Here is a 24,729-nt window from a genome sequence, read left to right as displayed (position 1 = left end):
CGTCCGCGTCGCTGCAGCCTACTCAGCCGCGCGCAGCGCGCGCTCGCCGGCCAGCCAGGCCTTGAAGCTCTCGACCACCGACAGCAGCGCCGGGATGAAGAACAGCACGAGCGCGGCCGAGAAGCCCAGACCGAAGGCGATCGAGGCGGCCATCGGGATCAGGAACTGGGCCTGCAGCGAAGTCTCGAAGAGCAGCGGCGTGAGGCCGCCGATGGTGGTCAGCGAGGTCAGCATGACCGCGCGCAAGCGCCCGCAGGCCGCGCCGATCAGGGCGTCGTCGAGTGCCTCTCCCTTGCCGCGCAATTCCTTGAACAGACTCACCAGGATGATGGAGTTGTTGACCACGATGCCGGCCAGCGCGAACAGGCCGAACATCGACAATATGGTCAGATCCAGCCCCATCGCCCAGTGGCCGAAGATCGCGCCGACCAGCCCCAGCGGGATCGCCGCCATCACCACCAGCGGCCAGCTCCACGAGGCGAAGGCCCACACCAGCGTCAGGTAGATCAGGCCCAGACCCAGCATCAGGCCGACCTGCATGTCGTCCATGGTCTCGCGCTGGTCGGCGGCACGTCCCTCGAAGCTGTAGTCCACGCCGTAGCGTTGCGACAGTTGCGGCAGCACCTCGCGCAACAATTCGGCGCGGATCGCATCGGCGCCGGTCTGCTCGGTGTCGACCTCGCCCGAGACCTCGACGGCGAGACGCCCGTCGGCGTGGCGCAGCGCCTCGAAGCCCCGCCTAGACTCCCAGCGCACGACCGCGCCCAGCGGCACGAACTGATCGCCCGGTGCCTGCACGACCAGGCGTTCGAACACGTCCAGGCGCTCGCGCTCGGCGCGCGGCAGCAGCACGCGCACCTCGAGTTCCTCGCGTCCGTCCTGCACGAGCTGCGCCAGATGGCCGTCGAAGGCCGCACGCAACTGCCGGCCCAGGCTCTCGGTGGTCAGGCCCAGCGCCTCGGCCGCCGGCGTGAGGCGATAGACAAGCTGCTCGCGCCCGTAAGGCATGTCGTCCTCGACGTCGCTCACGCCCGCGATCGAGCGCGCGCTCTCGGCCAACGACAGCGCGGCGCTCTTGAGCCGCTCCGGGTCGTCGCCGGTCAGGCGCACGTTGAGGTCGCGCCCCGGCGGGCCGGACTGGCGCGAGGTCAGGGTCAGGTTTTCCAGGCCCGGCGCGGATCCGGCACGTTCGCGCCAGGCACGCAGGAATGCCTCGTTGCGTACCTCGCGCCGCTCGGACGGCACCAGCTCGACCATCATCGACGCGAGCTGGTCGCCGCGCGCCGAACCCGCGCCCTCGGCGCCAATCGCCCCGCCCAGGCGCGACACGGCGGTCTGCACGATGTCGCCACCCAGGTCGCGCTCGGCCTCGAGCAGCGCGGCCTCGAGTTCGCTCAGGAAGGCGGCCGTGTGTTCGCGCGGCGTGCCCGCCGCGAAGGCCGCGTTGGCGTACAGCACCTGGCTCTCCGGCGTCGGGAAGAAGACGAAGCCGATGCGCCCGCCGGCGATCACGCCGACCGCGAGGATCATCGTCGCCAGCGTGATCGCGATGGTGGTGCCGCGCCAGGCCAGCGCGTGCGTGACCAGCGGGCGGAAGCGGCGCTCGCGGAAGTTGTCGAAGATCGCGTCCAGTCGCTGGCGCAGGCGCGAACCATGTTGCGCGGCCTCGCCGTGCAGCGCGCTCTTCAGGTGCGCGGGCAGGATGAGGAAGCTCTCGAGCAGTGCCGCAGTGATGACCATGATCATCACGAAGGGAATATCGAACAGGATGTTGCCGATGATGCCGCCCACCAGCATCAGCGGCATGAAGGCGGCAATCGTCGTCACCGACGCGGCGACCACCGGCCAGAACATGCGTCGCGCCCCGCCCAGCGCCGCCTGCGCCGGCCCTTCGCCCATGCGTCGGTGGGTGTCGGCGTCTTCGGAGACGACGATGGCATCGTCGACGATGATGCCCAGCGCCATGATCAGCGCGAACAGGCTGATCATGTTGATCGAGCCGCCGAACACCAGCATCAGCCCGAGCGTGGCGAGAAACGCGGTGGGAATGCCCACCATCACCCAGAACGCGATGCGCGCAGGCAGGAACAGATAGAGGATGGCGACCACCAGCAGCAGGCCGCCAAGTCCGTTCTTGACAAGCAGGTTGATGCGGTCGCGGATCAGCTCCCACTGCGTGTCGTAGGTCTCCACGTGCACGCTCGGCGGCAGCGTCGGCAGGGTGCGCGCGAGCCAGTCCTGCAGCACCTGCGCCGAACGCAGCGAGTGGCCGTTCTCGGCGCGCTGCAGGATCATCTCGACCGCCGCCTCGCCGTTCTCGGAGAGCGCAAGCTGCCCGGGGCGCGCTTCGCGTTCGATGCCGGCGATGTCACCCAGACGGATCAGCCCGCCCTCGTCGCTGACCACCGGCAGGTTCTCGAAGTCGCGCGCCACGCGCCGCTGCTCCAGCCCACGGATCTCGCGCGCACCATCCTGCTCGCCGGCCACGCCGGCCGGCACGTCCTGGGCGAGATCGGCGACGCGCTCGCCGATCTCGATGAGCGACAGGTTGAGCGTCTCCAGCGCGGCCGCCGGCACCTCGATCGCGATGCGCTCCTCGGGCAGTCCGGTGATGTCGATGCGGTCGATGCCGGCGGCCAGCAGTTCGGTCTCGAAGCGGCGTACCCACGGTCGCAAGGCCTCGACCGAATCGCCGTGCACGAGCAGGCGCGCGATGGGCTCGTAGCGACTGACGCGCGCGACCTCCGGGGTCTCGGCGTCGCGCGGCAGATTGCGGAATTCGTCGACGCGCTGGCGCACCTGGTCGAGCGCAAGCAGCGGGTCCGTGCCCTCGTTGAGTTCCAGCGTGATGCTCGACACCCCCTGCGCCGAGGTCGAGGTCATCTTCTTGAGGCCGTCGACGGTCTTGAGGCGCTCTTCCAGCGGCGTGGTGATACCGGTCTCGACGTCCTCGGCGGCCGCACCCGACCACACCACGCGCACCGTGACGAAGTCCAGCGCGAAGTTCGGGAAGAACTGCACGTTCATGCGCACCACGCCGGCGATGCCGACGAGAAAGGCGAGCAGCATGAGTACATTGGCCGCGACGCGGTGCTTGAGCAGCAGGGCGATCACGCCGCGCTGCTTCATTGCGGCATCGCCTCCACGGCGAGGCCGTCGATGGCGTTGGGCAGGTGGGTGATCATCACCGTACTGCCCGACGGCAGGGTGGGCGCACGCAGCAGCACGCGCGGCTCGCCGTCGACGCGGTGCTCGCCGACGCGCTCGACCGGCACCGCGACGAGCCGGCCGTCCTCGATACGGTAGATGCGATCGCCGCCGTGCAGCGCCGAGAACGGCAGGGACAGCACCTCACTGACGACGGGACGGTTCATCTCGGCGCTGACGAAGGCGCCGACCGGCACGTTGCGTCCGGCCTCGACACGCAGCAACACCTCGACCCCGCGCGCGTCGGCCTCGCCGGCGATGCGCTCCAGGCGCGCCGCGATGCCGGTCTCGCCGAACTCGGCATGGGCCACCAGCGTCTCGCCGGCCGCCAGCGCCGCGCGCAGTTCGGCCGCGTGCTGCGCGGGCACGCGCGCACGCAGGAACAGATCCTCCGATGGATACAGCGTCATCAGCGTCGCGCCCGCCTGCACCTGATCGCCCGCAGCGGCCTCGACGAGGCCGACGCGGGCCGCGAACGGCGCGGTGATCTCGCCGCGCGCGGCGTCGCGCTCGGCCTCGGCCAGCGCCGCGCTCGCCTGGGCCAGACGCGCCGGATGTTCGGCCAGCGATTGTTCGCGCTGGTTCACGGCCAGGCGCGCACGGGCGACGTCTTCGCGCGCCTGGTCGGTGGTGGCGGCCGAGCCGAAGTTCTCGCGCGTGAGCCGCTCGAAACGCGCCAGTTTGGCCTCGGACAGTTCCAGCAGGCGGCGTTCGTCCACCAGTGCGCGACGGTCGTGTTCGGCGCGCAGGCGTTCGCGTTCGAGGTCGGCGCGGGCGCGCTCGACGCGCGGCTGCAGGTCTCGCGGATCGAGACGCGCAAGCAGCGCGCCGGCTTCCACATAATCGCCGTCTCGCACCGCGACCTCGGCCAGCCGGCCGGCCACCGGCGCGGACGCACGCACCTGGTCGGGCGCTTCGATACGGCCGTACAGGGTCAACGTGGGGCGCGCGGACTGCGGTTCGGCCTGCGCCACGGCCACCGGCCAGACGCGTTCGCGCACCTCGACTGCCGGGGGTTCGGGGCGCGTCGCGCGCAAGGCGATGAAGCCGGCCACGGCCAGCAACAGGATTCCCAGCGCGAGCAGGCGACGCATGCAGCCTCCGGTGTCGGGGACCGACGGCCATGGGCGCGACGGTCGCAATTGGAGATTAGCCCATCATGATACTCGGCTCAGGCCCGTAGCAGACCCTCCCGTCCGCCCAGCCAGCGCTGCAGGAGCCGCTCGGCGGCTTGCGGCGAATCGGCGAGCAGACGCTCGGCCAGCGCGCGCGCGGGCTCGACCAGATCGGCGTCGCGCTCCAGATCGGCGTGACGCAGCATCGGCACGCCGCTCTGGCGCGCGCCGACGAATTCGCCGGGCCCGCGGATGCGCAGATCCTCGCGCGCGATCTCGAAACCGTCCGTGTGTTCATAGATGACCTTGAGCCGCGCGCGTGCCGTGTCCGACAGCGGCTGATCGGCCGCGAAGAGCAGGACGCAGGTCGATTCGGCCGTGCCGCGCCCGACGCGACCGCGCAACTGGTGCAGCTGCGCCAGACCAAAGCGCTCGGCATGCTCGATCACCATCAGGCTGGCGTTGGGTACGTCGACGCCGACCTCGATGACCGTCGTCGCCACCAGCAGGTCGACTTCGCCGGCCGCGAAGGCGGCCATCGTCGCCGACTTCTCCGCGCTCTTCAGCCGCCCGTGGACAAGACCCACGCGCAGGTCCGGCAGTTCGGACGCGAGCCGCTCGAAGGTCTCCTCGGCCGTCTTCAACTGCAGCGCCTCGGATTCCTCGATCAGCGGGCACACCCAGTATGCCTGGCGCCCTTCGGCACAGGCAGCGGCCACGCGCGCGACGACCTCGTCGCGGCGCGCATCCGACACCAGACGCGTGGCCACCGGGGTGCGTCCGGGCGGCAGCTCGTCGAGCACGGACACGTCGAGATCGGCGTAATGCGTCATCGCCAGCGTGCGCGGAATCGGCGTGGCCGACATCATCAGCATGTGCGGATTGAGACCCCCGACGGCCTTCTCGCGCAAGGCCAGGCGCTGACGCACGCCGAAGCGATGCTGCTCGTCGACCACCGCCAGCCCAAGGCGCGGCAACGTCACCGCATCCTCGATCAGCGCGTGCGTGCCCACCGCGAGCAGACTCTCGCCCGCGGCCAGCCGCGCCTGTGCGGCCTCGCGCTCCTTCCTGGCGCGGCTGCCGGCGAGCCATTCGACGCGCAGCCCGAGCGGCGTCAGCCAGGCGTCGAGCTTGAGCCAGTGCTGTTCGGCGAGGATCTCGGTGGGCGCCATCAATGCCGCCTGGAAACCGTTCTCGAGCGCCTGCAACATGGCCAGCGCGGCGACGACGGTCTTGCCGCTGCCGACATCGCCCTGCAGCAGGCGCTGCATCGGATGCGGCACGGCGAGATCGCGTGCGATCTCGGCCACGGCGCGGCGCTGCGCGCCGGTGAGCGCGAACGGCAGGGCGTCGACGAGCTTCCGGGTGAGTTGATCGCGGGGCTTCAGTGCAGGCGCACGCTTGGCGCGGCGCGCGTTGTAGGCGCGCCGCAGCGAGATCTGCTGCACCAGCAGTTCCTCGAAGTGGATGCGCCGCCAGGCCGGATGCTCGTGCGCTTCGAGGGCCGCGACCGAAACCTGCGGGCCGGGCCGGTGCAGCGCATCGAGCGCGGCGGAAAAGGTCGGCAGGCGCAGGTCGTGCAACACTTGCGGCGGCAGCAGTTCGTCCTCGACATGGGCGTCGAGCGCGCGGCCGACGAGCTTGCGCAGGGCCGATTGCGCCAGCCCCGCGGTGGTCGGATAGACCGGCGTGAGCGCCTCGGGCAGCGGCTCGCCGGCGTCGACGTTGCGCACGCGCGGATGCACCATCTCGGCGCCGAAGAAGCCGTGACGCAGTTCGCCGAACAGGCGCACCCGCCGTCCCGGCGCCATCTGGCGCTGCTGCGACGGGTAGAAGTTGAGCCAGCGTGCGACCAGCACGCCCGAATCATCGCGCACGCGCGCGACGAGCTGGCGACGCCCGCGCGCGACGACCTCGCAGGATTCGACCTCGCCCTCGACCTGCACCGGCTCGCCCTCGCGCGCCTCACGGATGGCGCTGATGCGCGTCTCGTCCTCGTAGCGCAACGGCAGGTGCAGCAGCAGATCCTGCTGACGGTGGATGTCGAGCTTGGCCAGCCGCCTGGCGAGCGCGTCACCCGACTTCGCGGCGGCAGCGGGCGGGCTCGCGCTCATCGAATCGGGGGGCGGCTCAGTCGAGCACGAGAATGGCGTCGGCCTCGACCAGCGCGCCGCGCGGCAGCGACTTCACGCCGACCGCGGCGCGTGCGGGATAAGGCTCCTCGAAATAACGCGACATGATCTCGTTGACCTGGCCGAAGTTCTCCAGATCGACCAGATAGATGGTCAGGCGTACGGCCCTGTCGAGCGAACCGCCGGAGGCCTCGGCCACCGCCTTGAGGTTGTCGAACACGCGCACGGCCTGGGCCTCGAAACCGTCGACCAGCTCCATGGTGTCCGGGTCCAGACCGATCTGGCCGGACATGTATACGGTGTTGCCGGCGCGCACGGCCTGCGAATAGGTGCCGATCGCGGTCGGCGCGGCCGGCGTGGAAACGATGCTGCGACTCATCTTCGGTATCCTCTTCGAATGCATGCAAACAGCCCGATTCTAAACCGGGAGGCGAGATGAAACCGATGATCGAGAATCTGCAGAAGCTGGTCGGCGGGCCGCGTGACGGCGCGCTGCTGCGCATGTCGCTGGGCAATGCCTGGCTGGAGGAGGACGCGGCTCGCGCGGCGCATCACTACCGCGACGCGCTGGGCTTCGACGCGACGCTCTCGGCCGCATGGAAGGGACTGGGCAAGGCGCTGGAGAAGGCCGGCGACGACGCCGGCGCGCTGGCGGCCTGGCGCGAGGGTATCGCCGTGGCCGCGAAACGTGGCGACCGTCAGGCCGAAAAGGAGATGACGGTGTTCGCGCGCCGCGTCGAAAAGCGGCTCGGAGCGCTCTGAGCCCCGCTCACACCGAACGCAGCGTGACCTCGCAGTCGACGCGCGTCATGACCTTCTGCAGGCCGCGGCGCGTGGCCAGATTGAGCACCAGTGGCGCCATGTAGTTGGCCATGAGGCCGGCCGTCTCCGGCTTGTCCGGATCGGCCTCGGTGCGGCGCAGGATCACCAGCACGATCGCACCGGACGGGTCGTCCAGCCCGATCGCCGCCGATTCCTCGTCGGTCAGGGACAGCTCGTAATGCACCGAGATGTTGGCCGGTTCGGTGACCGAGAACACGAGATCCGGCGAATCGACGGCCAGCAGCAGGTGCAGGCCGGGCGTCCCGGCTTCTTCGTCGTGCAGCAGCGCGAAACGCCGAAGATCCTCGAAACCGGACAGGCCGTTGGGAAACTCGATGAGTTTGTCTTCGGCGATTTCAAGCGTGCCGAGCACCGGACTTTCGATCTTCATGCGAACTCCTCTCGGTTGTTTCGCCGCATCGTCACGGCGCGACGATGCGGGCTTGCTCCAGCGGACGCCCAAGTGCACTGCGTACCGCGACCAGCACCTGCTCGGCTGCCGCACGCCCGGCGAACGGCCCCAGATCGACGCGCCCCTGCACGACCGCCGCACGCCCCTCGGCCGACATCTTCTCACGCAGCCCCTCGGCATTGTCGGCGTCGGCGAACACGCCGAGCTGCACCCACCACTCGTCGCCACCGCCGATCAGGATGCCACGCGTGCCCGAGCGCGCACTGCGGGCTTCGGCACGCGCAGCGAAGGGGCCGAGCAGGACGCGATGGAGCACACGCGCCGGATAGCCCGCGTCGGCCGAAGCCTGCTGCAGCGCGCGCGCGTCGCTGATCGGCATGAAGCCGCCCAGACGCACACGATGGTCGTCGACCGCCGGTACCGGCGGCGGAGGCGGCGGGTCGTCCGGGCCGGACGCGGCATCGGTCGGAATGACGGTGACGATGGGCGCGTCGGCCACGGCGATGGCGGGCGGACGGGGGGCCAGCTTCGTCGGGCCGGAAGGCTCGGGTTCGGGCTCGCGTTTGGTCTCGGGCTCAGGCCGGGCCTGCGCTGTTCCGGAGGTCGGGGCCGCTGCATCCGCCGGCGCTTCGATCGCGGCCGGCTCGCTCGTCTCGCCGGGCATCGCCTCCGCGGAGGCAAGCGCGTCCGCGCGCGGTGGCTCGCTGCTCGGTGCACCCTGGGCCGATACCGGTGCGCCGGGCACCGCGGCCGTGTCGCCATCGCCCGATGCATCCGGCTCGGCCGCAATCGGCGCCGGAAGCGCCGACGGCGAGGCTTGCGGCGTATTGAGCGTGCGCGTCGGGTCCTTTTCGTCATCGCCGGTCGCGACGACCAGCAAGGCGATCAGAACGAGACTGCCGACGGCCGCACGCAGCAGCGCACCGCGCGTCGTGTCGGCGCCCAGGCCGTATTCAGCCCCGAGATTCATCATCGGGCTCTCCCTGGCGCTCGGCCAGCGAACGCACCAGCTCGGCCTCCGCCACCGAGATGCCGCAGCGCTCGGCGATGGCCTCGACACCGAGCCCGCGCCGCGCGCAAACCAGCGCCTCGTTGTACTCGGGCGAGATGCCCTGCGCGACGCTGACGGACTCGACCTGCTCCTTCAGGTCGTCGAGCGTCTGGGACAACGCGACCAGGGTGGAACGCTGATGCGCAAGGTCTTCGCGCAGCGAATCGATCTCGTGACGCAATGATGTGGCATCAAGCGCGGCCTGGAACGGGACTTCGGCGACCGGTTGGCGCCGCAGCACCACGTATCGCCAGAGCTGATAGAGAACATAGCCGGAGAGCGCGCCGATCAGAACCCACAACACTTCTCGCACGCCTGTTCTCCTCGCGAATGGTGGGCCGAGGGCCCGGGGAGCGGCTGCGCCACGTGCGGCGCGGTGGAAAAATATGTCCGGATGATAATGCCGCCGACAGCCTGCGACAATGGCGAGCGGTTTCTGGGAGAATAAGCGGTTTCGAATACGCTGTGCGGATGCAATGAACGAGACTCTGGTCGTACTCACCAATGTGCCCGACGCCGATACCGCCGCGACGATCGCCCGCCGTCTGGTCGAAGCGCGCCTGGCCGCCTGCGTCAATGTGCTCGCGCCGTGCCGCTCGGTCTATCGCTGGCAGGGCGCGATCGAGGACGACGCCGAAGTGCCACTGCTGATCAAGTCCACACGGGCGCGCTACGCCGAACTCGAACGCGCTCTGGTCGCGTTGCATCCGGCCGAGGTTCCCGAGATCCTCGCACTGCCGGTCGCCGCCGGCCTGCCGGACTACCTCGCCTGGGCGGCCGCCGAGACCGCGCCCGACGCCGATTGAACGCTTCACCGCCCGCGCTGCTCCAAGCCCGCACGATGCCCTCTTTGCCCTCCCCCATGATCCTGTTCCGCTGTTTCGCGCTGCTGCTCGCAGTGTTCTTCGCCGCGCCGTCCGCGCTCGCCGATCCGGTCGAGCCGGAAAAGGCCTTTCCGCTGTCGGCGCGCATGCTCACCGCCGACACCGTCGAGCTTCGCTTCGACATCCGCCGCGACTACTACCTGTATGACGACAAGCTCGGCTTCGCCGCGCTGAGCGACGGCGTCACGCTCGGCACGCCCGAAGTGCCGCCGGGCGAGACCTACGAGGACGAGTTCTTCGGCGGCACGGTGATCCACCGCGGGCGGCTCGACGTGCTCGTGCCGGTGTCGGCGCCGGCGGACATGCGCAGCTTCGAACTGGAAGTGAAGAGCCAGGGCTGCTGGGACGGCGGGATCTGCTATCCGCCCGAAACGCGCGTACTCACCGTCGCCCTGGAACCCGCCACGGATGGCGGCGGCGATCTGCTCGGCCGCGCACTCTCGCCCTCGCCGGCGTCCTCCGGGCAATCGCAGGCGGCCGCCGCGCCTGCGCGCACGGTCGCGGCATCCGCAAGCGGCGACGAGAGCGGACGCATCGCACGCCTGCTCGGCGACGCCAGCCCGGCGCTGGTGCTGGCGAGCTTCTTCGGCTTCGGACTGCTGCTGGCGTTCACGCCGTGTACCTTCCCGATGATCCCCATCCTGTCGGGCATCATCGTCGGCCAGGGCCATCACGTCAGCCACGCACGCGCCGGCGTGCTGTCGCTGGCCTTCGTGCTGGGCATGGCGGTGACCTATGCGGCGGCCGGCGTGGCGGCCGGACTGTCGGGCACGCTGCTGGCCGCAGCGCTGCAGAACGTGTGGGTGCTGGGCAGTTTCGCGGTGGTGTTCGTGCTGCTCGCGCTGTCGATGTTCGGCTTCTATGAACTGCAGATGCCCAGCGCGCTGCAAAGCCGGCTGTCGTCGACCGCCAGCCATCAGAAGGGCGGAAGCCTGGGCGGCGTGGTCACGATGGGCGTGCTCTCGGCGCTCATCGTGGGTCCCTGCGTGGCCGCGCCGCTGGCCGGCGCACTGCTCTACATCGCGCAGACCGGCGACGCGGTGCTGGGCGGCGCAGCGCTGTTCGTGATGGCGCTGGGCATGGGTGCACCGCTGATCGCGGTGGGCGTGGGCACGCGCTCGCTGCTGCCCAGGATCGGACCGTGGATGGAAGGCGTCAAGAAGGCCTTCGGCGTGATGCTGCTGGCGGTGGCGCTGTGGCTGATCTCGCCGGTGATCCCGGCGGCCGCGACGATGCTCGGCTGGGCGCTTCTGCTGGGCTTCTCCGGCATCTTCCTGCACGCGCTCGATCCGCTCCCCACCCATGCCGGCGGCTGGCGCCGCTTCTGGAAGGGCCTGGGCGTGATGTTGCTGATCGCTGGCGCGGCCATGCTCATCGGCCTGCTCGCCGGCTCCCGCGATCCGCTGCAGCCGCTGTCCGTGCTGCGCAGCGGCGCCGCGACCCAAGTGCAACAGGCGCGCTTCGAGCGCGTGACCTCGGTCGCCGAACTGCAGACACGCCTGGCCTCGGCCGATCGCCCGGTGATGCTGGATTTCTACGCCGACTGGTGCGTCTCGTGCAAGGAGATGGAGCGTTTCACCTTCTCCGACCCGGCGGTGGCCGAGCGCATGAGCCGCATGTTGCTGCTCAAGGCCGACGTCACCGCCAACAATGACGCCGACAAGGCGCTGCTGGCGCGCTTCGACCTGTTCGGCCCGCCCGGCATCGTCTTCTTCGATCCCGACGGACGGGAGATCGACGGGCTGCGTGTGGTCGGTTTCATGCGTGCCGGCCCGTTCGGCGAGATCCTCGATCGCGCGCTGAACTGACGCGCACCGGCCGGTCGGATTCGGCCAACGCCCTGTTTTCGCATACAATCGCGCCTTGCGCTTTGAAGAACCCCATCCCATGTTTTCCGGAATCGTGGCCGCCTGCGGCCGTATCGTCGAACTCGCGCCGCTCGCCCAGGGCGTGCGCCTGGTGGTCGACGCCCCCGAACTCGATCTGTCCGACGTCGTCATCGGCGACAGCATCGCCAACAGCGGCGTGTGCCTGACCGTGGTCGCCATCGACGACAGCTGCATGCGCTTCGACGTCTCGCGCGAGACGCTCGAATGCACCGCGGGGCTGGATGCGGTCGGCAACGAGGTCAATCTGGAAAAGGCATTGCGCCTGGCCGACCGTCTCGGCGGCCATCTGGTGACCGGGCATGTGGACGGCGTGGGCGAGGTGCTGCGTTTCGCGCCGGTCGGCGAGAGCCACGAGCTGGTGATCCGCGCACCGCAGGCCCTGGCCGGCTACATCGCGCGCAAGGGTTCGATCACCGTCAACGGCGTGAGCCTGACGGTCAATCGGGTCGAGCGCACGGACTTTTCGATCAATCTGATCCCGCATACGGTGGCGGTGACCAACCTCAAGCATCTGAAGGCGGGCAGCACGGTGAATCTGGAAATCGACCTGATCGCACGCTACGTCGAGCGCATGCAGGCCTGGCGCGAGGAGCAAGCAGCATGAGCGCGCTCTCACCCACCAATGAAATCATCGAGGACATCCGCGCCGGCCGCATGGTGGTGCTGGTCGACGAGGAAGACCGCGAGAACGAGGGCGACCTGGTGCTCGCCGCCGAACACGTCACGCCCGAGGCGATCAACTTCATGGCGCGCTATGGCCGCGGCCTGATCTGCCTGACGCTGACCGAGCAGCGCTGCAATCAGCTCGGACTGGAACTGATGGTGCGCGACAACCGCTCGCCCTATTCCACCGCCTTCACGATGTCGATCGAGGCCGCCGAGGGCGTGACCACCGGCATCTCTGCACACGACCGCGCACGCACGGTGCAGGCGGCCGTGACGCGCGCCGCGCGCCCCGACGACATCGTCCAGCCCGGTCACATCTTCCCGCTGCGCGCGCAGCCGGGCGGCGTGCTGATCCGCGCCGGCCACACCGAGGCGGGTTGCGATCTGGCGCATCTGGCCGGGCTGGAACCGGCCGCGGTGATCTGCGAGATCCTCAAGGACGACGGCACCATGGCGCGCCTGCCGGACCTGGTGCCGTTCGCGCAGCAACATGGCCTGAAGATCGGCGCCATCCGCGACCTGATCGAATACCGCGCCGCCAACGAGTCCCTGGTCACGCGGGTGACCGAGAAGGACGTCGTCACGCCGCAGGGCAACTTCCGGCTGGCCGCCTTCGAGGACCGCACCTCGGGCGACGTGCATTTCGCGCTGACCCACGGCGACATCCATGCCGAGCGCGACACCCTGGTGCGCGTGCATGAGCCGATTTCCGTGGTCGATTTCCTCGACCCTGAGAGCGGCCAGCACAGCTTCCCGATCAACGAGGCACTGGCCCGCATCGCCGCCGAACCGGCCGGCGTGGTGGTGCTGCTGTACCGTCCGCAATCGGGTCGCGACCTGCTCGCCGGCCTGCGGGGCACCGAGCGCCCCGCCGCACGCTGGGATCCGCGCCTGTTCGGCGTCGGCGCGCAGATCCTGCGCGATCTGGGTGTGGGCCGCATGCGTCTGATGGCCAACCCGCAGAAGATTCCCAGCATGACCGGCTTCGGTCTCGAGATCACCGGCTTCGTCGATCCCGACTGAAGCGCCGGGCCCCGGCCCGCCTCCACAGGAAGTCCCATGTCCCGCTACCACGACATTCCCGAAATCGAATCCGGCCTCGACGGCGCCGAACTGCGCATCGGCATCGTCACCGCGCGCTTCAATCCCGATGTATGCGAGGGTCTGCTTGCCGCGTGCACCGACGAGTTGCGCCGCCTGGGCGTGCCGGCCGCATCGATGCGCATCGCCAGCGTGCCCGGCGCGCTCGAAATCCCGCTGGTGCTGCAGACCATGGCGCGCTCGGGGCGCTTCGATGCGCTCGTCGCCCTGGGTGCGGTGATTCGCGGCGAGACCTATCATTTCGAGATCGTCGCCAACGAGATGGCGGCCGGCATCAACCGCGTGGGGCTGGACACCGGAATGCCGATCGCCAACGGCGTGCTCACCACCGAGGACGACGACCAGGCGCTGGCGCGTGTGCGCGAGAAGGGCGCGGACTGCGCGCGTGCCGCCGTCGAGATGGCCAATCTGCTCAAGGCACTGCGATGAACGGCAAGGCTGCACGTCGGCGCGCGCGCGAATTCGCGCTGCAGGGCGTCTATCAATGGCTGCTCTCGGACAACTCGATCGCGATGATTGAGGATCACATCTCGCAGGTGGGTGGCTTCGAGCAGGCCGACCAGGAATTCTTCACGCGCGTGTTGCGCGCGACGGTGGCCAATGCCGAGGCGCTGCGCGCCGACTTCGCGCCGTTCATCCACCGCGGCGTGGACGAGCTCTCGCCGGTCGAGCACGCCATCCTGCTGATCGGCACGCAGGAACTGAAGAACGACCTCGACACGCCCTACCGCGTGGTGATCAACGAGGCCATCGAACTGGCCAAGGAATACGGCGGCACCGACGGCCACCGCTTCGTCAACGGCGTGCTCGACCGCCTCGCCGCGCAACTGCGCTGCGTGGAGGTCGAGGCGGCGCGCAAGGCGCGCGGCCAGTCCTGAACGAAAGTCGGCGCATCACAAGCAAAAGGCCCCGCAAAGCGGGGCCTTTTGCGTACAGCGCAGGCGGTGATTACTTGCCGTTGACGCTGTTCTTGAGCGAGGCGCCGGCGGAGAACTTGGGAACCTTGGAGGCTGCGATCTCGATCGACGCGCCGGTCTGCGGGTTGCGGCCGGTGCGCGCGGCGCGCGAGGACACCTCGAAGGAACCGAAGCCCGTGAAGGCCACTTTCTCGCCCTTGGCCATGCGCTCGGTGATCAGATCCAGAACGGCGGACAGGGCGCGGTCGGCTTGAGCGCGGGAGACATCCATGCGGTCAGCCAGGGCTTCGACAAATTCACCTTTATTCATGCTTATCCTCGATCGATTTGTGTGAGTTTTGAAAACCGTTATCCAGCAAGGGCATCGGGCTGAACTCGGGATTCCGGTATCGCGGCAGGCACGTGCTGCTCGGTGCCCCCTCGTGCTCCAGCGCACCTTGCGCCGCGCGTCCAATCCCACCCGGATCCTTGCTTGCGACTGAATTTCCGGCAGGAACAGTCTGCCCAAGCCGTTTCCAACACACAAGCCCTTTTTTCGTAACAGGGCCGATTACAGCGGCATTTGCGGCATCCGCGAGACGCCGGCCCGATTGGCGTGCATGCCCGCAGCGTCTTAGGATAGCGTCTCGAGTCATCGCCATCGGGAGTCATTCCATGCAGTTCGTCCGTGCCAACGGCCTCAATTTCTGTCTCGAACGCCGCGGCAGCGGCGATCCGGTGCTGTTCCTCGGCGGCACGGGCTGGGACCTGCGCGACCGCCCCAATCCGCTCGACGGCCCGCTCGCGAAACACTTCGAGGTGATCCTCTTCGACCAGCGCGGCATGGGCCAGAGCGACAAGCCCGACATCGAGTACTCGATGGCCGACTACGCCGAGGACGCGCTCGGCATCCTCGACGCGCTGGGCCTGGGCTCGGCCCACGTAGTGGGCTTCTCCTTCGGCGGCATGGTCGCGCAGGAGCTGGCGATCCGCCATCCGGAACGGGTACGCCGCCTGGTGCTGGCCGGTGCCACCTCGGGCGGCGCGGGCGGCTCGTCCTACCCCATCCAGGAATTCCTCGACCTCGATCCCGAGACGCGCGCGCGCCGCGGGCTCGAAGTCATGGACCTGGCCTTCACGCCCGAGTGGCAGGCGGCCAACCCGGCCGAGGCCGCGCGCCTGATCCGCGAGCGCATGATCCTCGCCGCGCGCCGTGCCGACGACGTGGCACTGGAGACAGGCAAACGCCGCCAGCTCGCGGCACGCGCGCAGCACGACTGTTTCGATCGCCTGCACCGCATCCAGAACCCGACGCTGGTCATCGCCGGAGAACGCGACGGCCAGGCGCCGCGCGAGTTCGTCGCGAGACTCGCCGCGGCGATCCCCGATGCACGCATGATCGTCGTGCCCGGTGCCCACCACACGATGCTCGGCGGGTCTCCCGACGCCTACGAGGCGATCATCGCCTTCCTGCGCGACACCGGCTGAGCGGCCCTAAGCCGCCTGGCTTTGGGCAGCCCTGCGGAACCAATCCGGCATCTGCCATGTCAGTTCGACGCAGTTCTCAGGGCACTCAGGTTTGGCCTGGCGGTGCCGTCAACAAGCACATCGGAACATTCCGCTCCGATTGCCCACTGGGAGAGTGACCGAATGGCCCGTGCCCCACGTCTGTGGATCTGGACCGTGCTCGTGCTGTGGATCGGCTACAGCGCGACCGTGCTCGGCTGCGCCGCCGCAACCACGCCTCCCGGGGATATCTGCGTCGCGCGCTGAGCCGACGTTCGCCGGAGTTCGACCATGACTCACGCCGCATCGGACGCCGAGCGCGTCCTCCTTCCGTATCGCGTCCAGGCCGACCGGCTGTTGCTGCTCACCCTCGTCGCCCTGCTGGCCATCTCGCTTGGCGTGGCCGCCGCCACCGACACCTGGCAGCTGGCGCTGGCCGTGGGGGCGCCGGCGCTGGTCGTGCCGGTGCTGATCCAGCGTGCCGCGCCGGGCTCGCTCGCCAGCCGCATCGCCGTGGCCTGTGCGCTGATGGTGTTCGCGGCACTGACCATCCAGCAGTCGCGCGGCATGATGGAGGCGCACTTCGGCATCTTCGTGCTGCTTGCCTTCCTGCTCTACTACCGCGACTGGCGCCCGGTGTTCGCCGCGGCCGTGCTGATCGCGGTGCATCACCTGGGGTTCAACTACCTCCAGGCGGCCAACTGGGGCGGCATCCTGATCTTCGACAGCGGCGCATCACTGTGGCGCGTGGCGCTGCACGCGGCCTATGTGGTCGCCGAAGCCGGCGTGCTCATGTATCTCGCCGTGCGTCTGCGCCGGGAGGCGCTGGAAGCGGCGCGCGTGGCGTCCGCGGCTGAGGCCATCGGCCAGGGCGAGCTGTGCGTGCCGGTCGCTCAGGAAGGCGGCTCCGCCCTGCTCGCGACCGTGGAGACGATGCGCAAGGCGCTGGCGGCGACGATCCGCGACGTGCGCCACAGCTCCGGCGCGGTGTCCGCCACGGTGGACCGTCTCAAGGGGGTGTCCACCGACGTCGAGCGCCTGATGCAGCGCCAGCACGATGAAACCTCGCGTCTGACCACATCGATCGCCGACATGGAGCGCGAAGTCTCGGCCCATGCCGAGCACGCCGGCGAAGCGCACCAGGCGGCCGAGCATTCGGGTCGCCTCGCGCGTGAGGGCAGCACCGTGGTGCGCGCCTCGATCGAGAACATCGGCGCGATCGAGCGCTCCATCCGTCAGTCGGCCTCCAGCGTGGAGGAGCTCGGCGCGCGCAGCGAGCGTGTTGCCGAGATGGTGCACCTGATCCGCGACATCGCCGACCAGACCAACCTGCTCGCGCTCAACGCCGCCATCGAGGCCGCGCGCGCCGGCGAGCAGGGGCGTGGCTTCGCGGTCGTCGCCGACGAGGTACGCAAGCTCGCCGAACGCACCTCGGTCGCCACCGGCGACATCGGACGCATGATCGAGGACATCGACGCCAGCCGCACGCGTGCGCTCGAACGCATCGCCGAAGCGGTCGAGCGCGCCTCGGCCGGCACCACCCAGGCCGGCGAAGCCGAAGCGACCATCGTGCACATCACCGATGAGTCGCAGCGCGTCACCGAGGTCATCGCCGACATCGCCGACACGCTGCGCCAGCAACTGGCGGCGACGCGCCAGCTGGCCGGCAGCGTGGCGGAGGTGGACAAGCTCTCGGCCGGCTGCGCCGAAGCCGCGCGCGAGGTCAACGGCGAGGCGCTCGCCCTCGATGGCGCGTCGGGCACGCTGGTACGTGCGGTCGACCGCTTCCACATCGACTGACCCGCTCGACGGTGCTTGTGGCACAGTAGGGCGAAAACCACCGCGTTCGCCATGAGACCCGCCCGCGCCCTGATCGACCTCGACGCGCTGCGTCACAACTACCGCCTCGCGCGTGCGCGCCACGGCGCGCGCATGCTCGCCGTGATCAAGGCCAATGCCTACGGCCACGGCGCGGTGCAGTGCGCGCGCGCGCTCGAGGACGAGGCCGACGCCTTCGCGGTGGCCTTCATCGACGAGGCCATGGTGCTGCGTGAGGCCGGCATCCTGCGCCCCATCCTGTTGCTCGAAGGGCCATTCTCGACCGAGGAGGTGCAGCGCGCCGCGGCCTTCGACCTGTGGCCGGTGGTGCATCACGCCGGCCAGCTGGCGATGTTCGATGCGGCCGACCTGCCGCAGCCGATCGACGTGTGGCTAAAACTCAACACCGGCATGAACCGCGCAGGCTTCGAGCCCGAGGACGTGCGCGCCGCATGGCTGCGCCTGCGCGACTCGGGCAATGTCGGCGAAATCACGCTGATGACGCATCTGGCACGCGCCGACGAACCGCAGGTGATCACCACCGACGAACAGGTCGCCACCTTCGACGCGGCCATCGCCGGGCTCGAAGGTCCGCGCAGCCTGTCGAACTCCCCCGCCACCCTCGGCTGGCCGTCCACCCACGCGGACTGGGGGCGGGCGGGCATCCTGCTGTACGGCGCCGATCCGATGCCCGACGAGGCCAGCGGCCTGCGCGCGGTGATGACGCTGGAGAGCGAGGTGATCTCGGTACGCGAGGTGCCGGCCGGCACGCCCGTGGGCTACGGCGCGCGCTTCGTAACTTCACGGCCCACACGCCTGGGACTGGTGGCGATGGGCTATGCCGACGGTTATCCGCGCAGCACGCGCGACGGCACGCCGGTGGCCGTCGACGGCATGCCGGCGCGGCTCGCCGGACGCGTGTCGATGGACTTGCTGACGGTCGATCTGACCGATGTTCCCGGCGCCGGCCCCGGCAGCCGCGTCGAGCTGTGGGGACCGCAGGTACCGGTCAACCGCGTGGCGCAGGCGGCCGGCACCATCGCCTACGAGGTGCTGTGCAACGTCAAGCGCGCGCGCTTCGAGTATCGCGGCTGATCAGTCCGGCCAGCGCAGCACGATTCTCGCGCCGCCGCGCGGCGCGAGATCCACCCATTGTTCGCGCACCGCGCCGTCGAGGGTGGCGGTGACGCGATAGCGACCTGGCTGCGCGACGTCGACCTGGCCGATGGGGCCGCAGGCATCGTGGGTGGCCGATACGTCGGCCAGCGGATCAGCGACCAGCGTCTTCGCGCCGGCGACATAGCTGCCCGATTGCGTCGCGAACACGATGGTCAGCGCATGCGCGCCCTGCGCGGCGAGCATCGGCTGCGATTGCTCGAATCCGATGCCGCCGCAGACCAGCGTGATGGCGGGCGACTGCGCATGGGCAGAGGCCGTCAGGAGAACACTTCCCAGAATGGTGGCGAGTCGTTTCATCTTCGATCCTCCGAAGTCGAACTGCGATGATACGCCCGCTGCGCAGCGGGCACGCCCCGTGCCGCGGACACGCCTATTCGCGCACCCGGTCGATGACCAGTACCACTCCGCTCGCATCCGGGGCCACAGTGACCGGCGTGGCCTCCAGATCCCCCGGTTGCGGTGCGGCCTCGCCGGACATCGACACGCGCGCGAAGAGCATGAGTTCATCGGGCAACGGGGCATCGTTCATGCGCGCCGCGCCGGAAAAGTCGAAGGTGGTCGGCAGATCGGCGGCCGGGAAGCGGATCGCCGCGAACGGCATGCCGCCTTCGGGCGCGCGTACGAACACGAAGGCCGTCGCCTGTGGCGGCAGGGCCGCGGGCGACTCGGCGGCCAGACGCACCTGCCCGGCCAGCGTCACCGGCGCCGGCGCAGCGGGCAGATCGGGCGCGTCCATGAGTTCCATTCCGCCGCGCGAGCGCGCCTCGTTGATGCTCGCGACCACCGAAGCGTAGGCCGCATCCTCGCGCGGCACCTGCTCGAGGATGCGCTCCCAGTAGCTCGACGCGGTCGGGTAGTCCTCGCGCTCGAAGGCAGCCGCGCCGGCCAGCGCGAGCGCCTTGAAGTTGTCCGGCTCGAGTTCCAGCGCGCGCTCGATCAGGCGCCGCGGCTCACCCTCGAAGTCACCCTGCTGCGCGGCCACCAGCAGATCGGCCCAGTCGGCCATGAGCATCGCATTGTCGGGGATGTTCGCGCCAATGCGCTCCCAGGTGGCCTGCGCGCGCTCGAACTCGCCGAGCATGGTGTAGGAGCGCGCGAGCATCGCCCAGCCGGTCTCGTCGGACGGATCCTCGGCAAGCCGGTCGGCCAGCTGCGCGACCAGGCCGGAAATCTGCTCCGGGGTGAGCTGCTCGGCGGGCGCTTCGGCCTGCGCCACCCGCGCCTCGGGGTCGAGCGCGGCGGGCTCGCCGATCGCGCCATAGACCAGCACCGCAAGCAGCGGCACGGCAAGCACCATGGCGATGGCCCACGCCTTGGACGGCCGAACGTCGGCATCGCTCTCGACGAACTGCCCTTCCTCGAGCACGCGCGCCTCGAGTTCGGCGCGATTGCGCGCAAAGGCCTCGTCGTCGACGCGTCCCGCCGCATGCTCGGCCTTGAGATCGGCGAGCTGTTCACGCAGCACCGCGATCGCGACCTCGGCCTGGGCTCGCTTCTCGGCATCGGCGCGCCGCCGCGCACCGCGCCCGAGTAGCGGCGGCAGGACGAACAACAGCGCGCCCGCGACGAGAATCGCGGACAGCAGGACGAAAACGCTCACTTGCGGGACTCCTCGGGAAATTCGGTTTCATCGTCGCCGAGCAGTTCGCGCGCACGCGCACGCTCGTCGGACGACAGTCGGGGTGTCGCGGCATCGGCCTCGCGGCGGCGCAAACGCACCATCAGCGCACCCACGCCGAGCAGTGCGAGCGCGCCTGGACCCAGCCACAGCAGGATCGTGGTGGCCTTGAAGGGTGGATCGTAGAGGACGAAGTCGCCGTAGCGTTCGACGAGGAAATCGACCACCTGATCCTCGCTCTTGCCGGAGGCGAGCTGTTCGCGCACCTGGTTGCGCAGGTCGATCGCCAACGGCGCGCGCGAGCCGGCGATGGTCTCGTTCTGGCACACCAGGCAGCGCAGCTTCTGCGACAGCTCGATGACGCGCGACTCGAGCACCGGGTCGTCGGCCAGTGGTTGAGCCTGACCCTGCGCGAACAGCGGCAAGGCCACGGTCAGCGCCAGCACGCCCAGCAGGTGGCGCATGCGTTCAGCCGGCACGGGAGAGCTCCGCGATCCTGGGCATAAGCACGTCGCGCACCACGCCAGCGTTCATCGGGCCGATGTGCTTGTAACGGATGATGCCCTCGCCGTCGATCAGAAAGGTCTCGGGCGTGCCATAGACGCCGTACTCGATTCCGATGCGCCCGTCCGCGTCCATCACGTTGGCGGAATAGGGGTTGCCGCCCTCGCGCAGCCATTCGAGCGCGTCGGCGCGCGCATCCTTGTAGTTCAGCCCGACCACCGGCACCACGCCCTGGCGCTTCATCTGCACCAGCAGCGGGTGCTCCTGACGGCACGACACACACCACGAGGCCCACACGTTGAGCAGGAACACCTGACCGCGCATGTCGGCCAGGCCGAAGCGCTCGTCGGGCTTGTCCAGACGCGGCAGCGAGAAGTCCGGTGCGGGCTTGCCGACCAGCGGCGAAGGCACTTCACGCGGGTTGAGCGTCAGCCCGTAGGCGAGAAAACCGGCGAGCACGAAGAAGATCGCCAGCGGTACGAGAAACTTCGCTTTCATGTCGATTCCAGATCCATCATCCGGCCGGTACGGCCGCGCCGGCCGGACGTGCGGCGTCGCGTTCGGCAAGCTTGCGGTAGCGCTTGTCGGCGGCGGCGAAGATACCGCCCAGCCCCATCAGGATGGCGCCGGCCCAGATCCAGCTGATGAAGGGCCGGTAGTGCAGGCTGATGATCCAGGCACCCGGCTCGACCTGATCGCCGAGCGACACATAGACGTCGCGTAACGGGCCGACGTCGATCGAGGCTTCGGTCATCGGCATCTGCTGCGCACGATAGACGCGCTTCTCGGGCGTGAGCGTGGCGATGGCGCGATCGCCGCGCGTGACGTCGATGATGGCGCGGTTCGCGTCATAGTTCGGGCCGTCGCGTTCGGCCGCGCCACGGAAGGTGAAGGTGTAACCGGCCAGCTGCGCCGTCTGACCCTCGCGCATCTTGACGTCCAGATCCGCCTCCAGACTGCCCACCATGGTCACGCCGATGACGAACACGCCGATACCCAGGTGCGCCAGCCACATGCCCCACCACGCCGAAGGGATGCCACGCAACCGCGCGCCCACCGCCGCACCGGCGCGCTCGGTCAGGCGACGCACCAGCAGGAGCGCACTGCCCAGCAGCACCCAGGCCGACAGCGACAGGCCCAGCACGGTGCGCCAGGTCACATGGTCGATGGCCAGCGCGACGCCGCCACCGATGAGCACGCTGGCCAGCGCGGAGACCCACAGCATGCGTCCCAGTCGCGAGGCGTCGTCACCCTTCCAGCGCACGAAAGGCGCGATCACCATGAGGATGACCACCGGCGTCATCAGCGGCACGAAGGTCGCCTCGAAGTACGGCGGGCCGACCGAGATCTTGCCCAGATTGAGCGCGTCGAGGAACAGCGGATACAGCGTGCCCAGCAGCACCGCAGCACAGGCCACGGCAAGCAGCACGTTGTTGCCCAGCAGGGCCGATTCGCGCGAGAGCAGCGCGAAGCTGCCGCCGCCCGAGAGCTTCGGCGCACGCCACGCGAAGAGCACCAGCGACACGCCGATCACGAACACCAGCAGCGCGAGGATGTACAGGCCGCGCGCCGGGTCGGTGGCGAAGGCATGCACCGAGGTGATCACGCCAGAACGCACCAGGAAGGTGCCGAGCAGCGACAGCGAGAACGCGCCGATGGCCAGCAGCACGGTCCAGCTGCGGAAGGCCCCGCGCTTCTCGGTGACCGCCAGCGAATGGATCAGCGCCGTACCCAGCAGCCACGGCATGAAGGAGGCGTTCTCCACCGGGTCCCAGAACCACCAGCCGCCCCAGCCCAGCTCGTAATAGGCCCAGCCCGAGCCGACCGCGATGCCGGCGGTCAGGAACACCCAGGCTACCGTCGTCCACGGGCGCGACCAGCGCGCCCAGGCGGCATCCAGCCGGCCGGTGAGCAGTGCCGCGATGGCGAAGGCGAAGGCCACCGAGAAACCCACGTAGCCCATGTAGAGCAGCGGCGGATGGATGATCATGCCCGGGTCCTGCAGCAGCGGGTTCAGGTCGCGTCCTTCGAGGGCACCGGGAAGCAGGCGCTCGAAGGGGTTGGACGTGAACAGCGTGAAGGACACGAAGCCGGCGCTGATCCAGCCCAGCACGCCGACCACGCGCGCGAGAAAGGCTTCGGGCAGATGGCGGCTGAACACCGTCACCGCCACGGTCCATGCGGACAGCGCCATCGCCCACAGCAGCAGCGAGCCCTCATGGTTGCCCCATACGCCGGTGATCTTGTAGATCAGCGGGGTGTCCGAGTGCGAGTTGGCCGCGGCCAGGCGCACCGAGAAGTCGCTCTCGATGAAGGTCCAGGTCAGGCACACGTAGGCCACGACAAGAAACAGGAACTGGCCGTGGGCGGCCGGGCGGGCCACGCCCATCAGCGCCATGCGGTTGCGGTGCGCACCGATCATCGGCACGGTGGCCTGCACGATGGCGAGAACCATGGCGAGGATCAGGGCGAAATGCCCGAGTTCGGCGATCATTGCTGCATGCTCTCCGCGGCCTTTTGCATCTGGGCCGAATCGAGCGCGTACTGCGCCTCGACCGGCATGTAGTTCTCGTCGTGCTTGGCCAGCACCTCGGTGGCGGTGAAGCGCCCGTCCGGGCCGAGCTGACCCTGCACCACCGCGCCCTTGCCCTCCTGGAACAGATCGGGGAGCGTGCCGCGATAACTCACCGGCACGGTCTGCGCCATGTCGGTGATGACGAAGCTCACGGTCAGCCCGTCGGGCTGGCGCTGGATCGAGCCTTCCTCGACCATGCCGCCGACGCGGAAGGTGCGGCCCGTGGGCGCCTTGCCGGCGACGACCTCGCTGGGCGTGTGGAAGAACACCAGGTTTTCCTGGAAGGCGGTGAGCACGAGCGCCACCGCCCCGACCAGAAGGGATGCGGCGCCGGCGAGCAGCAGCAGGCGCTTGCTACGGGGTTTCATCGAACACTCTCCTCACTGACGCCGGGCGCGGGCCGACCCGACGGTGCCGCGCGACGCAGCCTCGACAGCCTGCGCGCGGTCTCGCTACGACGGCGAAACACCAGCATCAGTTCCGCGACGATGCACGCGGCGGTCACGCCGTAGCTGCCCCATACGAAGACGGCCGCGCCGCCCATGTCCCAGAATGCGCTCCAGGATTCCCACTGCATCACCGGCTCCCCAGTCGTTCGAGTTCCGCACCCACCCAGTCGGTGTGGCGTTCGCGCTCGAGAATGATCGGACGCACGCGCCAGAAGGCCACCGCGATGGTGTAGGCCCAGGCCGCGATCGCCATGATCAGCATGCCCATCAGCATCGTCGTGGCCATCGTCGGTGCCTTGGTGATGCTCACCGAAGCGCCCTGATGCAGCGTGTTCCACCACTGCACCGAGAAATAGATGATGGGCACGTTGATCGCGCCGACCAGCGCGATGATGGCACCGGCGCGATCGGCGCGGCGCGCGTCCTCGATGGCTTCGGTCAGCGCCATGTAGCCCAGGTACAGGAACAGCAGCAGCAGTTGCGAGGTCAGGCGCGCGTCCCATACCCAGTAGGTGCCCCAGGTGGGCTTGCCCCACAGCGCGCCGGTCCATAGCGCGATGAAACAGAAGATCGCCCCGGTCGGCGCCAGCGCGCGCGCCATCATGAACGACAGTCGCGTGTTCATGACCAGCCCGACGGCCGACCAGAAGGCCATCACCAGATACACCAGCATCGACATCCAGGCCGCCGGCACGTGGATGAAGATGACGCGATACACCTCGCCCTGCTGGAAGTCCGTGGGCGCGACGAAGAAGCCGATGTACAGGCCGATCACGGTCAACACCGCGGCAATGCCGGCAAACCACGGCGCGAGCAGGCCCGCCACCGGATAGAACACCTGGGGCGAGGCGAAACGCAGCAGGCTGCGCCCGCGCAGGTCCTTGTTGTCGAGGTCTCTCATCTGC

At 69.2% G+C, this 24,729-nt stretch carries 27 protein-coding genes; 11 read left to right on the top strand and 16 right to left on the bottom strand.

Annotation, left to right across the window (positions count from 1 at the left end; genetic code table 11):
• Positions 1–18: 18 nt before the first annotated feature.
• From C0099_RS00595 to C0099_RS00580, 4 genes are all read right to left on the bottom strand, one after another.
• On the bottom strand, positions 19–3,129 hold the full coding sequence (locus tag C0099_RS00595; protein WP_102245637.1) for an efflux RND transporter permease subunit: 3,111 nt from the start codon (positions 3,127–3,129) through the stop codon (positions 19–21).
• Positions 3,126–4,301, bottom strand: a complete 1,176-nt coding sequence (locus C0099_RS00590) for an efflux RND transporter periplasmic adaptor subunit (protein ID WP_102245636.1) — start codon at positions 4,299–4,301, stop codon at positions 3,126–3,128. Before C0099_RS00590 ends, C0099_RS00595 begins: the two co-directional genes overlap by 4 nt.
• 77 nt (positions 4,302–4,378) lie before the next feature.
• On the bottom strand, positions 4,379–6,436 hold the full coding sequence (gene recG, locus C0099_RS00585; RefSeq protein WP_102245635.1) for an ATP-dependent DNA helicase RecG: 2,058 nt from the start codon (positions 6,434–6,436) through the stop codon (positions 4,379–4,381).
• A 16-nt stretch (positions 6,437–6,452) separates the two neighbouring features.
• Positions 6,453–6,833, bottom strand: coding sequence for a RidA family protein (locus C0099_RS00580; protein ID WP_102245634.1), 381 nt, complete (start codon positions 6,831–6,833; stop codon positions 6,453–6,455).
• A 56-nt stretch (positions 6,834–6,889) separates the two neighbouring features.
• Between C0099_RS00580 and C0099_RS00575 the strand changes: the two genes are divergently transcribed.
• A complete protein-coding gene (locus tag C0099_RS00575; RefSeq protein WP_102245633.1) occupies positions 6,890–7,216 on the top strand; it encodes a hypothetical protein in 327 nt (108 codons plus the stop codon).
• Between the two features lie 7 nt (positions 7,217–7,223).
• Here C0099_RS00575 and fliW read toward each other — a convergent pair whose 3' ends face one another.
• From fliW to C0099_RS15950, 3 genes are read right to left on the bottom strand one after another with little or no spacing between them, the layout of a single operon-like run.
• Positions 7,224–7,667 carry a flagellar assembly protein FliW gene (fliW, locus tag C0099_RS00570; RefSeq protein ID WP_102245632.1) on the bottom strand — a complete coding sequence of 148 codons (444 nt, stop codon included), beginning with the start codon at positions 7,665–7,667 and terminating at the stop codon, positions 7,224–7,226.
• A gap of 31 nt (positions 7,668–7,698) precedes the next feature.
• Complete coding sequence (locus C0099_RS00565; RefSeq protein WP_102245631.1) at positions 7,699–8,661, bottom strand: SPOR domain-containing protein; 963 nt, start codon at positions 8,659–8,661, stop codon at positions 7,699–7,701.
• On the bottom strand, positions 8,642–9,052 hold the full coding sequence (locus C0099_RS15950; RefSeq protein ID WP_164084847.1) for a DUF2802 domain-containing protein: 411 nt from the start codon (positions 9,050–9,052) through the stop codon (positions 8,642–8,644). Before C0099_RS15950 ends, C0099_RS00565 begins: the two co-directional genes overlap by 20 nt.
• 163 nt (positions 9,053–9,215) lie before the next feature.
• On the opposite strand from C0099_RS15950, the gene cutA reads away from it, so the two are divergent.
• The 6 genes from cutA to nusB all read left to right on the top strand — a co-directional run bounded on the left by cutA (position 9,216) and on the right by nusB (position 14,157).
• Positions 9,216–9,545, top strand: coding sequence for a divalent-cation tolerance protein CutA (cutA, locus tag C0099_RS00555; RefSeq protein WP_102245630.1), 330 nt, complete (start codon positions 9,216–9,218; stop codon positions 9,543–9,545).
• A 35-nt stretch (positions 9,546–9,580) separates the two neighbouring features.
• Positions 9,581–11,431, top strand: a complete 1,851-nt coding sequence (gene dsbD / locus C0099_RS00550) for a protein-disulfide reductase DsbD (protein WP_408634106.1) — start codon at positions 9,581–9,583, stop codon at positions 11,429–11,431.
• Between the two features lie 79 nt (positions 11,432–11,510).
• Positions 11,511–12,116, top strand: a complete 606-nt coding sequence (locus tag C0099_RS00545; RefSeq protein WP_102245628.1) for a riboflavin synthase — start codon at positions 11,511–11,513, stop codon at positions 12,114–12,116.
• The gene (gene ribBA, locus C0099_RS00540) at positions 12,113–13,201 is read left to right on the top strand and encodes a bifunctional 3,4-dihydroxy-2-butanone-4-phosphate synthase/GTP cyclohydrolase II (RefSeq protein WP_102245627.1); all 1,089 of its coding nucleotides are present in this window, start codon (positions 12,113–12,115) and stop codon (positions 13,199–13,201) included. Before C0099_RS00545 ends, ribBA begins: the two co-directional genes overlap by 4 nt.
• Positions 13,202–13,237: 36 nt before the next feature.
• Positions 13,238–13,708, top strand: coding sequence for a 6,7-dimethyl-8-ribityllumazine synthase (gene ribH, locus C0099_RS00535; RefSeq protein WP_102245626.1), 471 nt, complete (start codon positions 13,238–13,240; stop codon positions 13,706–13,708).
• The gene (gene nusB / locus C0099_RS00530; protein WP_102245625.1) at positions 13,705–14,157 is read left to right on the top strand and encodes a transcription antitermination factor NusB; all 453 of its coding nucleotides are present in this window, start codon (positions 13,705–13,707) and stop codon (positions 14,155–14,157) included. Before ribH ends, nusB begins: the two co-directional genes overlap by 4 nt.
• A 70-nt stretch (positions 14,158–14,227) precedes the next feature.
• On the opposite strand, the gene C0099_RS00525 is transcribed toward nusB, so the two are convergent.
• The gene (locus C0099_RS00525) at positions 14,228–14,506 is read right to left on the bottom strand and encodes an HU family DNA-binding protein (protein ID WP_102245624.1); all 279 of its coding nucleotides are present in this window, start codon (positions 14,504–14,506) and stop codon (positions 14,228–14,230) included.
• Between the two features lie 344 nt (positions 14,507–14,850).
• Between C0099_RS00525 and C0099_RS00520 the strand changes: the two genes are divergently transcribed.
• From C0099_RS00520 to alr, 4 genes are all read left to right on the top strand, one after another.
• The gene (locus tag C0099_RS00520; RefSeq protein ID WP_102245623.1) at positions 14,851–15,663 is read left to right on the top strand and encodes an alpha/beta fold hydrolase; all 813 of its coding nucleotides are present in this window, start codon (positions 14,851–14,853) and stop codon (positions 15,661–15,663) included.
• A gap of 162 nt (positions 15,664–15,825) precedes the next feature.
• Positions 15,826–15,948: a hypothetical protein gene (locus C0099_RS16260; protein ID WP_265734825.1), complete on the top strand. Its 123-nt coding sequence runs from the start codon at positions 15,826–15,828 to the stop codon at positions 15,946–15,948.
• A 24-nt stretch (positions 15,949–15,972) separates the two neighbouring features.
• On the top strand, positions 15,973–17,481 hold the full coding sequence (locus C0099_RS00515; protein ID WP_102245622.1) for a methyl-accepting chemotaxis protein: 1,509 nt from the start codon (positions 15,973–15,975) through the stop codon (positions 17,479–17,481).
• Between the two features lie 51 nt (positions 17,482–17,532).
• Positions 17,533–18,594 (top strand): alanine racemase, encoded by a 1,062-nt coding sequence (gene alr / locus C0099_RS00510; protein ID WP_102245621.1) that lies wholly within the window; start codon positions 17,533–17,535, stop codon positions 18,592–18,594.
• On the opposite strand, the gene C0099_RS00505 is transcribed toward alr, so the two are convergent.
• The 8 genes from C0099_RS00505 to ccmC form a co-directional block, all read right to left on the bottom strand.
• Positions 18,595–18,975 (bottom strand): hypothetical protein, encoded by a 381-nt coding sequence (locus C0099_RS00505; protein WP_102245620.1) that lies wholly within the window; start codon positions 18,973–18,975, stop codon positions 18,595–18,597.
• 73 nt (positions 18,976–19,048) lie between these two features.
• A complete protein-coding gene (gene ccmI, locus C0099_RS00500) occupies positions 19,049–20,278 on the bottom strand; it encodes a c-type cytochrome biogenesis protein CcmI (RefSeq protein WP_102245619.1) in 1,230 nt (409 codons plus the stop codon).
• Positions 20,275–20,775: a cytochrome c-type biogenesis protein gene (locus C0099_RS00495; protein WP_408634105.1), complete on the bottom strand. Its 501-nt coding sequence runs from the start codon at positions 20,773–20,775 to the stop codon at positions 20,275–20,277. The genes ccmI and C0099_RS00495 overlap by 4 nt, the downstream gene beginning before the upstream one ends.
• The gene (locus C0099_RS00490) at positions 20,765–21,298 is read right to left on the bottom strand and encodes a DsbE family thiol:disulfide interchange protein (protein WP_102245618.1); all 534 of its coding nucleotides are present in this window, start codon (positions 21,296–21,298) and stop codon (positions 20,765–20,767) included. Before C0099_RS00490 ends, C0099_RS00495 begins: the two co-directional genes overlap by 11 nt.
• Positions 21,299–21,314: 16 nt before the next feature.
• Entirely contained in the window at positions 21,315–23,294 is a 1,980-nt protein-coding gene (locus C0099_RS00485; RefSeq protein WP_102245617.1) for a heme lyase CcmF/NrfE family subunit, read from the bottom strand.
• Positions 23,291–23,743 carry a cytochrome c maturation protein CcmE gene (gene ccmE / locus C0099_RS00480; RefSeq protein ID WP_102245616.1) on the bottom strand — a complete coding sequence of 151 codons (453 nt, stop codon included), beginning with the start codon at positions 23,741–23,743 and terminating at the stop codon, positions 23,291–23,293. Before ccmE ends, C0099_RS00485 begins: the two co-directional genes overlap by 4 nt.
• Positions 23,740–23,952: a heme exporter protein CcmD gene (ccmD, locus tag C0099_RS00475; protein WP_102245615.1), complete on the bottom strand. Its 213-nt coding sequence runs from the start codon at positions 23,950–23,952 to the stop codon at positions 23,740–23,742. The genes ccmE and ccmD overlap by 4 nt, the downstream gene beginning before the upstream one ends.
• Positions 23,952–24,725 (bottom strand): heme ABC transporter permease CcmC, encoded by a 774-nt coding sequence (gene ccmC, locus C0099_RS00470; RefSeq protein WP_102245614.1) that lies wholly within the window; start codon positions 24,723–24,725, stop codon positions 23,952–23,954. Before ccmC ends, ccmD begins: the two co-directional genes overlap by 1 nt.
• Positions 24,726–24,729: the final 4 nt, after the last annotated feature.

The organism is Pseudazoarcus pumilus (genome assembly GCF_002872475.1).
Lineage (GTDB): Bacteria > Pseudomonadota > Gammaproteobacteria > Burkholderiales > Rhodocyclaceae > Pseudazoarcus > Pseudazoarcus pumilus.
The sequence above is the reverse complement of the archived record's forward strand: the minus strand, read 5'-3'. Positions and strand labels throughout refer to the sequence as shown.